11 protein-coding genes and 2 pseudogenes are annotated in these 9,760 nt (G+C 65.4%); 2 read left to right on the top strand and 11 right to left on the bottom strand.

Translation table 11 applies throughout. The features are described from left to right. The 9 genes and pseudogenes from KW83_RS18805 to KW83_RS20295 all read right to left on the bottom strand — a co-directional run. Positions 1 to 448, bottom strand: a pseudogene (locus tag KW83_RS18805) (IS481 family transposase); the annotation flags it as partial. 109 nt (positions 449 to 557) lie between these two features. Next, complete coding sequence (locus tag KW83_RS19435) at positions 558 to 1,088, bottom strand: hypothetical protein (protein ID WP_051928675.1); 531 nt, start codon at positions 1,086 to 1,088, stop codon at positions 558 to 560. A gap of 123 nt (positions 1,089 to 1,211) precedes the next feature. Continuing rightward, positions 1,212 to 1,922, bottom strand: a complete 711-nt coding sequence (gene arsH, locus KW83_RS18795) for an arsenical resistance protein ArsH (protein ID WP_036182158.1) — start codon at positions 1,920 to 1,922, stop codon at positions 1,212 to 1,214. Further along, the gene (gene arsC, locus KW83_RS18790) at positions 1,915 to 2,337 is read right to left on the bottom strand and encodes an arsenate reductase (glutaredoxin) (protein WP_036182156.1); all 423 of its coding nucleotides are present in this window, start codon (positions 2,335 to 2,337) and stop codon (positions 1,915 to 1,917) included. The genes arsH and arsC overlap by 8 nt, the downstream gene beginning before the upstream one ends. Further along, on the bottom strand, positions 2,334 to 3,401 hold the full coding sequence (arsB, locus tag KW83_RS18785; RefSeq protein WP_036182154.1) for an ACR3 family arsenite efflux transporter: 1,068 nt from the start codon (positions 3,399 to 3,401) through the stop codon (positions 2,334 to 2,336). The genes arsC and arsB overlap by 4 nt, the downstream gene beginning before the upstream one ends. 34 nt (positions 3,402 to 3,435) lie before the next feature. Next, on the bottom strand, positions 3,436 to 3,768 hold the full coding sequence (locus KW83_RS18780; RefSeq protein WP_036182146.1) for an ArsR/SmtB family transcription factor: 333 nt from the start codon (positions 3,766 to 3,768) through the stop codon (positions 3,436 to 3,438). A 99-nt stretch (positions 3,769 to 3,867) separates the two neighbouring features. Then, positions 3,868 to 3,993: a hypothetical protein gene (locus tag KW83_RS21740; RefSeq protein ID WP_268745557.1), complete on the bottom strand. Its 126-nt coding sequence runs from the start codon at positions 3,991 to 3,993 to the stop codon at positions 3,868 to 3,870. Between the two features lie 428 nt (positions 3,994 to 4,421). After that, complete coding sequence (locus KW83_RS21280; RefSeq protein ID WP_200879715.1) at positions 4,422 to 4,766, bottom strand: hypothetical protein; 345 nt, start codon at positions 4,764 to 4,766, stop codon at positions 4,422 to 4,424. Between the two features lie 109 nt (positions 4,767 to 4,875). Beyond that, positions 4,876 to 5,558 (bottom strand): annotated as a pseudogene (locus KW83_RS20295) (transposase); the annotation flags it as partial. 388 nt (positions 5,559 to 5,946) lie between these two features. Between KW83_RS20295 and KW83_RS18770 the strand changes: the two are divergent. Further along, a complete protein-coding gene (locus KW83_RS18770) occupies positions 5,947 to 6,480 on the top strand; it encodes a superoxide dismutase family protein (RefSeq protein ID WP_036182160.1) in 534 nt (177 codons plus the stop codon). A gap of 19 nt (positions 6,481 to 6,499) precedes the next feature. Here KW83_RS18770 and KW83_RS18765 read toward each other — a convergent pair whose 3' ends face one another. Continuing rightward, positions 6,500 to 6,811, bottom strand: a complete 312-nt coding sequence (locus KW83_RS18765; protein ID WP_036182144.1) for an ETC complex I subunit — start codon at positions 6,809 to 6,811, stop codon at positions 6,500 to 6,502. A 309-nt stretch (positions 6,812 to 7,120) separates the two neighbouring features. Between KW83_RS18765 and uvrB the strand changes: the two genes are divergently transcribed. Next, entirely contained in the window at positions 7,121 to 9,319 is a 2,199-nt protein-coding gene (gene uvrB / locus KW83_RS18760) for an excinuclease ABC subunit UvrB (protein ID WP_036182143.1), read from the top strand. Here the strand turns inward: uvrB and KW83_RS18755 are convergent. Then, positions 9,316 to 9,760 (bottom strand): integrase core domain-containing protein (locus tag KW83_RS18755; RefSeq protein WP_036182141.1); only part of this gene is annotated, 445 nt, incomplete at its 5' end. The genes uvrB and KW83_RS18755 overlap by 4 nt on opposite strands.

The raw sequence follows: 9,760 nt of genomic DNA, 5'->3' as shown, positions 1-9,760 counted from the left end.
CGTCCGGGGTCTGCGGCAGGGATTTTACGTCGACATGCGGATAGCCGGGCTCATGGGCCCTGAAAGGCTTGTGCGCAGGCTTCGGCGCCTTTGGTGTGAGGTCGCGGAGCTTGCTCACCCCATGTCGCCGCAAACAGCGATCCAGCCCGGAGCGCGAGACGTTCGGGTTCAGGAACTCGCGAACGACGGACAGCAGGTCGTCGAGCGGCAACAGCAGAGCCTTCCGCAACGCTACGGCAACCGCCTCCTGGGCAGGGGTCAGCGTCGTCTGCAGCCTGTGCGCGGTGTGGCTGTGGTCGTGAACGCCATCCCGCTTGCGCCACTTCCAGACCGTCTGTTCGGAGATGCTGTAGCGCTCCGCAACCATCCACGCCGGCTCATCGCTCGCCTGCATCGCAGCTCTGATCCTGGGTGTCGTCGTCGCCTGCTTGTGAAGAGAGATCAGCATGATCGTCCCCCATCCCGAACCTCACGCAGAAACGACCTTGCCATGAAGAGCGCAGACCGGCGAGAGTCTATGTGATCGTCCGGGACTGAACACATAGGCTCCATCTCTACTAAGCTTGGAGCCTCCGGTGAAACCGGGGCGGTTCAAAGTGAATGGGCTCCGCATTGACGGCGTTCGGCATCGGCGCGGCGGCATGGCCTTCTAACCCGTCGGCGATGGCATGGAGTTCCGCGACGATCGCCTCATCAGCGTGCCAGCCGTCCGGCGCGGCGCGGGCGCTGGATCGCGCGATGCCCATCGGCGCGCGCCCCCTCCGGATGGAAAGGCCGACAGGCCGGTTGTCATGGATACAGGCGTGTTTTCCGCACGGGTCCGGAGCGTGCCGCCGCTTTGGAAACCCGATCCCAAGCGCCTGCCGTCCGACGCGGCGCAGGACGGCCGCGATGCGCGCCTCACGATCCGTGAGAAACCCGGCCGCAGCCGCGCCTTCATCCGATACACCGGCCTCCGCCTTCCCGATCGGGATCGGGCTTCTCGACAGGTCGCGGCGACGGCCGAGAGCATGCAGGGTGTCGCCGGGATGATATTCGGCAACCTGGCGCTTGATCCCGGTGCGACGATTGCAATGGCGTTCCGGCATGGGTTGTCCGCCTCTGAAAGCCCCCTCCCGGTCAATTCAACGCGCTCAATTGGTCCACGCCGAGGGGCGCACTCCACCTCAGAGTGCGCCTTGCTCAAATCCAGTCCACTGACCTGCGGCCGGTCAGATCGCCTTCTGGTTCACCCGCCTCGAAAGTTCCTCGGCGGTTTCCTTCCGCTCGCTGTAGCGATCCAGCAGGTAGCCCACGTTGTCGCGGGTGAGCAGCGTGAACTTCATCAGCTCTTCCATGACATCGACCATCCTGTCGTAGAACGGCGACGGTTTCATGCGGCCCGCATCGTCGAACTCCAGAAACGCCTTCGGGGTGGAGGACTGGTTCGGGATGGTCAGCAGGCGCATCCAGCGGCCGAGGATGCGGAGCTGGTTCACGGCGTTGAAGCTCTGCGAGCCGCCGCTGACCTGCATGACGGCCAGCGTCTTGCCCTGCGTCGGGCGCACGCCGCCAAGCGACAATGGTATCCAGTCGATCTGGGTTTTCATGATGCCGGTCATGGCTCCGTGCCGCTCGGGCGAGCACCAGACCATCCCCTCGGACCAGGTGACGAGATCGCGCAGCTCCCGCACCTTGGGACGATCGGCCTCCGCGTCGTCCGGCAGCGGCAGGCCGGAGGGGCAGAAGGAGCGCGTCTCGGCCCCGAGGCGCGCCAGGACCCGGGCGGCTTCCTCGGTCATCAGGCGACTGAACGAGCGGTCCCGGAGCGAGCCGTAGAGCAGCAGGATGCGCGGGGCGTGCATTGCCCGCGCGGGTTCCAGCAGACGCTCCATGTCGATGGCGCGGAAATGCGCCTCGTCGATGTTCGGGGTGTCAGCCAACACGATGTCCTTCCGCGTCGATCAGCGGCGTGCCGTCCTCCTTCGCCATCGGGCCGGGCGGCAGGCGGTCGAGAAGGTCCAGCACGGCCTCGCTCGGACGGCAGAGCCGGACCCCCTTGGCTGAGCAGACGATGGGGCGGTTCACCAGGACGGGGTGCTCCAGCATCGCCGCGAGCAGCGTCTCCTCGTCCACGGAAGGATCGAGCAGCCCCAGTTCCTCCGCCGGGGATTTCGTCGTCCGGAGGGCCGTGCGGGGCGTCAGACCGGCGGCGGCGAACAGGCCCAGAAGCTGCGGACGGGTCCAGCCGGTCTGAAGGTATTCGATGACCACGGGCGTCTCTCCGGACGCCTCGATGATCGCCAGCACGTTGCGCGAGGTCCCGCAACCGGGGTTGTGGTGGATGACGATACTCACGATGCGTCCCGTTCTTTCGGAAACCAATGCTGCGTCCGGTTCGCGAAGGCGACGAGCGACAGCATTACCGGGACCTCCACCAACACGCCGACGACCGTGGCGAGCGCTGCACCCGACCCCAACCCGAACAGACTGATGGCGACGGCGACGGCGAGTTCGAAGAAGTTCGACGTGCCGATCAGCGCACAGGGTGCGGCCACGTTGAACGGGATGCCCCAGGCCCGGGCCCCGCCGTAGGTCACGAAGAAAATGCCATAGGACTGGATCAGCAGCGGCACCGCGATCAGCGCGATGACGACGGGGCGGTCGAGGATGACCTCTCCCTGGAACCCGAAGAGCAGCACCACCGTCACCAGCAGCCCGAGGATCGAGAAGGGCTGAACGCTGCCCTTGAACGTATCGACCGCATCTTCGCCACCCTTCGCGACGAGATTGCGCCGCGTCAGATGGCCCGCCAGCAGCGGCACCAAAACGTACAGGCCGACCGAGAGCAGCAGCGTGTCCCACGGCACGACGATGTCCGTTACACCCAGCAGGAAGGCGACGATGGGCGCAAAGGCGAAGACCATGATCACGTCGTTCACGCTGACCTGCACCAGCGTGTAGGTCGCGTCCCCGCGCGTCAGGTTCGACCAGACGAAGACCATGGCGGTGCAGGGCGCAGCCCCGAGCAGGATAACCCCAGCGAGATAGGCCTGCGCATCCTCCGGCTGGATCAGGCCCGCAAAGACATACTCGAAGAACAGCACGCCGAGCGCGGCCATGGTGAACGGCTTGATCAGCCAGTTGACCACCAGCGTTACGACCAGCCCCTTGGGCTTGTCGCCCACCTGCCTGAGCGCGCCGAAATCGACGCCGACCATCATCGGATAGACCATCGCCCAGATCAGCAAGGCGACAGGCAGATTGACCTTTGCGACTTCCAGCGAGGCCAGATAGGAAAAGATGCCGGGAAAGAGATTGCCCAGAAGCAGCCCCGCGCCGATGGCGAGCGCGACCCAGACGGAGAGCCAGCGTTCGAAAGTTCCCAGACCCGCCGCGGCGGGGAGCGATGTGTCGGTCATGTGAGGCTTTCAAATTTTGGGCGTCAGGTTGCCTCTAACAGGCACAGGCGAGTTCATTGATGACAGGCTGGCACAGCTCGGGACGTCCGCCGCAGCAGTCCTCCATGAGAAAGGCAAGGAGCCCCCGCATCCCGTCCATATCGGCGAAGTAGCGGATACTACGTCCTTCCCGCATGCTGCGGATCAGGCCGGAACGGGCCAGGACTCCCAGATTGGCAGACATCGTGTTCTGGCGAACCCCAAGGGTATCGCCGATGTCCCCCGCCGACATGCCCGTGTCCCCGGCCTTGATCAGCAAACGGAATACATCGAGCCGTGTGGACTGGCTGAGGGCGGCGAAGGCATCGAGAGCGTGATTCTTGTCCATATATCAAGAAGTATTGATATAGGGAGTGATGGTCAAGGCTTCATGGAAAAGGAGCTTTCCCAAGCGAAAAGCAGCTCCTCCGGGTCGCAATTTGGCCTGTCAGTCTTCCGCGGTCCGCTTGCCCCACACCTGGTGGGCCACACCGTCCTCACTGCACGCCTCCAGCGACAGGGCCTTGATCCGGTTGGTATCGTTGCGGGTGTCCTCTCCCAGCGTCAGGCACATGAAAGTTGCGCAGGCAGGCGTGATCGAGCCTTGGCCGGAGAAGGTGAAAGTCTGTTCCGCGCTGCCATCTCATTCGGCCAGAGCGACGGAGGCACCGTCGTCCGGTCACCTCGGCGCTAACATCGAACGTTGACAGGTAGAACACCCCTTCGGCGAAGCGGGCCGGGTCGAAGCCGTGATCGACGACGATTTCACCTGAGGAACTGTAGCACGTATGGCCCTGCAGCCATCGCCCGGATCAGCCTGCGCGCCCTGTCCGCCGGAGGTACCGAGACAATTGCCGTCCTGCGTGTTGTCGAGCAGGTCGAAACCATAGACTTCAACAGTTCGGCATGAGCCAATGTGGCCTTCAGCAGAGGAGCGGTCGATATTGCGCGTTTCAGGATGAGAACATTCCTATGTGTTGTTTGGGGAACAGATTCGGGGTCTCAGTCGAGCGTCAGGCGGCAGGGAACGGTGTCGCTTTGCTCCGGGTCCGGCCCCCAGATGAACGCGGCGGAGTCGGATTCGTTGATTTCGTCGTAGCCCAGCTTCGGATCGACATCGCAGTGTGGACATCGGCCTGGGACCAGTCGGAGGCGTCGAAACCGGCGGTGTCCCAGCCGTCCAGGTCTTCGGAGATGGCGAAGGTGCAGGCGCCCTCGCCCCGCGACGGCATCGGCGACGCTTTCGCAGGCCTTGTCGAGCGGTGCCGTATGGACGGCCAGGCATTGCCAGCCGGGGTCGCTGACGGCGATCGTTCCGCCTGCCGCATCTGTGAACTGCAGCATCACGCCAGTCACCCGTCTGCTGGCGCGCACGACCTTGTTGCGCAAAGCGGATGAAGCTCGGACGCCCCCTTCGCCCGGACGCACTATCCCACGCTCCGTGGCAGGTGTTCCGGGCGGTGCAGCCGTTCGGCACGGCGGCGCGGGCCTGGGGTTCGGCACCCTGGCGATGGACGTCGCGTGCCACGCGCCTCTGCCCCGGCAGTTTGACGCAATGCATCTTCGGCACGGCGCGGCTTCGGCGGTGGTCTCCGCTCCATCTTCGCCGGATCGCGCGACCGAGATGTTTCGATGCGCGAAGGGCGCCGTCCCGGGCGATGGCACCCGCGGTCGATGGCGTTCACGGCTTGGCGGTCCTGCGCGGCGGCGGTAATGGCACGACGGCCATCGGTCCGAAGGGATGCCCGAGCGCATCGGCGCCTCGGTCGGCGGTGGTCCCTTCGCCCTTGCGAGCCACGGTAGGGGATGGTCACCGCCAGGATCTTCCGGCGCCTGCTCAGCGTGCTGAACTCCGGCGCCGCCCGATCGAGGCCGACCAGCCGCAGCGGGCTCTCCACGGAGCCCGCGTCCGACGGGTCGTCATTGTCGCTCGGACCAATGGCGCGATCAATGACGACCATGGCGAACGACACCTTCACCGCCGGGCATGTCCGGACCGCCGCAGCGCCATACCGCGGCTGCCGGCCGGCGGCGGCACCCGGACCAAGTCCGGATCGTCAGGGAGTCACGCCGCTTCGGCGCCTGGGTGCAGGCCGGCCGGTTCCCGGTCCTGTGGCGCGGCGGGACGGGCTCATTCATGCAGACCGGCTACCACGCTGGAGTCACGAGATGACCCCCCCACCCGACCCTTTGCGCGACAAGGCCGCGCGCCCCTTCACGCTCAAGCGCGAAGCGCCCGAATTTGCAGCATCGCGGCGGCTGTTGCGCGTCGGAGCTGCCGGGGTGAGAAGCCTTGTCCTGCTTGTGCGCCCCCGAACCGCCAGTTCCCCCGACCAATCGATGGTGGGCGCCTCAAGCTGACGTCGGAAACCGTCCAGGTCAGGGCGACCGGCCGCAACAGACGCTCTACGAATCTGACCGCTTGCATCTCATGGCCTTGAGGCAGGCTCCGAGCCCCGACCGGAAACGCGGAACAACCGGAAGCCGGGACCGGTTGAGTCGGATGTGCAAGGTCAAGGAGTTCCCCATGTCCAAAATCTCAGCCGCCGGTCTTGCCGGTGCCGTCCTTCTCGCCGCGGCGCCGGTCCTGGCGGAACAGCATATGTCGGACGAGCCAACCCCCGTTGCCACCGCGACTGTCGCCGGTGCGGACAGGGCAGAACTCGGAACGGTGAGCGTTGCGTCGACCCCCTCCGGTACGGCGGTCGTCACCCTTGAATTGAGTGGCGTCCCCGAAGGATCTCATGGGATCCATCTACATGAGACCGGCGATTGCTCGGCTTCGGACTTCACGTCCGCCGGCGGTCACATCGCGGCAGACGCGCAGCATGGCGTCCTGGTCGAAGGCGGCCCCCACCCGGGCGATCTGCCCAACGTCACGGTCGGCGCGGATGGCAATCTGACATTGGAGTTGTTCAATCCGCTTCTGGAGGTCGAGGCCATGCTCATGGATGGGGACGGCGCCGCCTTCATCATCCACGACGGGCCTGACGACTACGCGTCGCAATCGGCCGGGGACGCCGGCTCTCGCGTTGCCTGTGGGGTGTTCCAGCCCGCGTAACCTGGGCAGGCGCCTGCCCTCAGTGGGTCCAGGCGCCGCGCCTCTTGGTGGCGAAGTTCTCGCCATAGCCGCCGGGCCGGACGTTGGCCCGGCGCTTTTTCGGATGGGTCACGACGGCGTCGATCCCGTGGGCTTCGGCGTATTCCAGCGCCTCTTCCTTGGTCTCGAACCGCAGCCGGACCTGCGCCTGGGTGTCCGCGGAACTGGTCCAGCCCATCAGGGGGTCGATCCGCCGGGCCTCATCGGCGATGAATTCCAGCACCCACCCCTTCGTTTTCGCCATGCCCGAAGACATGGCGGTTTTCGCGGGCTGAAAGATGCGGGCGGTCATCGCGGTCTCCTGTGCCAAGTCTGCGTCATTATGCCGAACAAGCACCGGTCCGCGCAAGCGGTTGTATGTGGGGGATCAGGGTGGGGTGGGCCGAACCGATCAGTTTAAATACCCTGATCTGGTCCGGCCCTGAGGGGTCTGCTTGCTTGCCCGATCATCAGACACCGGTTCCGCGATCCATGCAACAAGAAATTCTATCCTGGGTTGTTTTTTTCGCGCTCCGATCCCAGCCAGCCCGGCAGCGTCTAGATCCGGCCTTGAACCGGCCCGGCGCGCCCGCATCTTAGAGACCGAAGCCCCGGAGAGACGATGCACAACAACCGTCCAGATCAGATGCCCGCCCTGCTCCATGCGCCCGCAGAAGATGTAGGCGCGCGCTCCAAGCTGGAGGGCGGCATCGCATTCCGGATGCAGACAGAGTTCCAGCCGGCCGGCGACCAGCCCACCGCGATTCGCGATCTGTCGGCCGGAGTGCGGGACGGTGAGCGCGATCAGGTCCTGCTGGGCGCCACCGGCACCGGCAAGACCTACACGATGGCCAAGGTCATCGAGGAGACCCAGCGCCCGGCAATCATTCTTGCTCCCAACAAGACACTGGCGGCGCAACTCTACGGAGAGTTCAAGGGGTTCTTCCCGGACAATGCCGTGGAATATTTCGTCAGCTATTACGACTACTACCAGCCAGAGGCCTACGTCCCCCGCTCGGACACCTATATCGAGAAGGAAAGCCAGATCAACGAACAGATCGACCGCATGCGCCACTCGGCCACGCGGGCGCTGCTGGAACGCGACGACGTCATCATCGTCGCCTCGGTCTCGTGCATCTACGGCATCGGCTCGGTCGAGACCTACGGGGCCATGACCCTCGACCTGCACACCGGCAAGGACTACGACCAGCGCAAGGTGATGGCCGATCTGGTGGCCCAGCAGTACCGGCGCAACGACCAGGCGTTCCAGCGCGGCAGCTTCCGGGTGCGCGGCGACGTGCTGGAAGTCTGGCCCGCCCACCTGGAGGATCGGGCATGGCGGCTGTCCTTCTTCGGCAACGAGCTCGAGGCGATCACCGAATTCGATCCCCTGACCGGGGAGAAGACCCAGAGTTTCGACCGGATCCGGGTCTATGCCAACTCGCATTACGTGACGCCGCGCCCGACGATGCAGCAGGCCGTGATCCAGATAAAGAAGGAGCTGCGCCAGCGCCTCGACCAGCTGGTCGGCGACGGCAAGCTGCTGGAAGCCCAACGCCTGGAGCAGCGCACGAATTTCGACATCGAGATGCTGGAGGCCACCGGCGTCTGCAACGGGATCGAGAACTACTCGCGTTACCTCACGGGGCGGGCGCCGGGTGAGCCGCCCCCGACCCTGTTCGAGTTCATCCCCGACAACGCCATTGTCTTCGCGGACGAGTCCCACGTCTCGGTTCCGCAGATCGGCGGCATGTACAAGGGCGACTACCGGCGCAAATTCACCCTGGCCGAACACGGGTTCCGCCTGCCCTCCTGCATGGACAACCGCCCCCTGAAGTTCGAGGAGTGGGACGCCATGCGGCCCCAGTCGGTGTTCGTCTCGGCCACCCCCGCCGCGTGGGAGCTGGACCAGACCGGGGGCGTGTTCACCGAGCAGGTCATCCGCCCCACCGGTCTTCTGGATCCCAAGATCGAGATCCGCCCGGTCGAGATGCAGGTGGACGATCTTCTGGACGAGATCCGCCGCGTGACCGCCGACGGGTTCCGCACCCTGTGCACCGTGCTGACCAAGCGCATGGCCGAGGATCTGACCGAATACCTGAACGAGCAGGGGATCAAGGTCCGCTACATGCACTCCGACATCGACACGATCGAGCGGATCGAGATCCTGCGCGACCTGCGGCTGGGCGCCTTCGACGTGCTGGTGGGCATCAACCTGCTGCGCGAGGGCCTCGACATCCCCGAATGCGGTCTGGTCGCGATCCTCGACGCCGACAAGGAAGGTTTCCTGCGCTCGGAGACATCGCTCGTCCAGACCATCGGCCGCGCCGCGCGGAACGTCGACGGCCGGGTGATCATGTACGCCGACCGGATAACCGGCTCGATGGAGCGCGCGATCCGGGAAACCGACCGCCGGCGCGAAAAGCAGATGGCCTATAACGAGGCGCACGACATCACGCCCGCGACGGTGAAGCGCAACGTCGAGGACATCCTGGCCGGTCTTTACAAGGGCGATGTGGACATGAGCCGGGTGACGGCCAAGATCGATCCCAAGCGCTCCGGCTCGAACCTGCAGACAGTCCTGGAAGGTCTGCGCACGGACATGCGCAAGGCCGCCGAGAACCTGGAGTTCGAGGAAGCCGCTCGCCTGCGCGATGAGGTCAAGCGGCTGGAGGCCGTCGATCTTGTCGTCTCCGACGACCCCCTCGCCCGCCAGACCGCGGTCGATGCCGCGTCGGATGCGGCCACCAAGGCCACCGGCCGGTCCACCGGCGGCCGGGCCGGGCAGCGCGGCGGCAACGTCAAGCGAAAGCGTCGCTAGGTGTCAGATCCCGCTTGATTGTATGGCCGCTTTTTGAAGAGCCTTGGCTTTTGGCGATGCCAGTCCTTGAGGGCGTCGATAGGCGTTCTGCCCTTCAGGACGGATTGCGGGAGCTGGCCGTTGTAGAGGCGGACATAGCGCAGGATCGTCTGCTCAAGGTCCTCGCCTGATCGGAAGCGATGACTCTGCAGGACGTCCTCGATCCGCCCGTTGAAGCGCTCCACCATGCCGTTGGTTTGCGGCCGCATCGGTGGTGCGAGGCGATGCTCGATCCCGAGGTCGGCACAGAGGCGGTCGAACTCGTGGTTGCCCGTGGCCGCGCGCTTGCGCAGGCCGAACAGCCGGTCGGTGAACTCCTTGCCGTTGTCGGTGAGAACACGTGTGATCTTCATCGGCGCGGCGCGCTCCAGGTCCAGCAGGCAGCGGCGCSCGTTGGCGGCC

Source organism: Palleronia rufa, assembly GCF_000743715.1.
Classification (GTDB): Bacteria; Pseudomonadota; Alphaproteobacteria; order Rhodobacterales; family Rhodobacteraceae; genus Palleronia; species Palleronia rufa.
This window is presented reverse-complemented; position numbering and strand designations above follow the sequence as displayed.

What these genes read in the sequence shown, in the direction of transcription:
- arsB (WP_036182154.1), bottom strand. Translation starts at nt 3,401, where the DNA reads ATGACCGACACATCGCTCCCCGCCGCGGCGGGTCTGGGAACTTTCGAA.
- KW83_RS21740 (WP_268745557.1), bottom strand. Translation starts at nt 3,993, where the DNA reads ATGTGCCTGACGCTGGGAGAGGACACCCGCAACGATACCAACCGGATC.
- uvrB (WP_036182143.1), top strand. Translation starts at nt 7,121, where the DNA reads ATGCACAACAACCGTCCAGATCAGATGCCCGCCCTGCTCCATGCGCCC.
- KW83_RS18765 (WP_036182144.1), bottom strand. Translation starts at nt 6,811, where the DNA reads ATGACCGCCCGCATCTTTCAGCCCGCGAAAACCGCCATGTCTTCGGGC.
- KW83_RS18780 (WP_036182146.1), bottom strand. Translation starts at nt 3,768, where the DNA reads ATGGACAAGAATCACGCTCTCGATGCCTTCGCCGCCCTCAGCCAGTCC.
- KW83_RS19435 (WP_051928675.1), bottom strand. Translation starts at nt 1,088, where the DNA reads ATGCCGGAACGCCATTGCAATCGTCGCACCGGGATCAAGCGCCAGGTT.
- KW83_RS18770 (WP_036182160.1), top strand. Translation starts at nt 5,947, where the DNA reads ATGTCCAAAATCTCAGCCGCCGGTCTTGCCGGTGCCGTCCTTCTCGCC.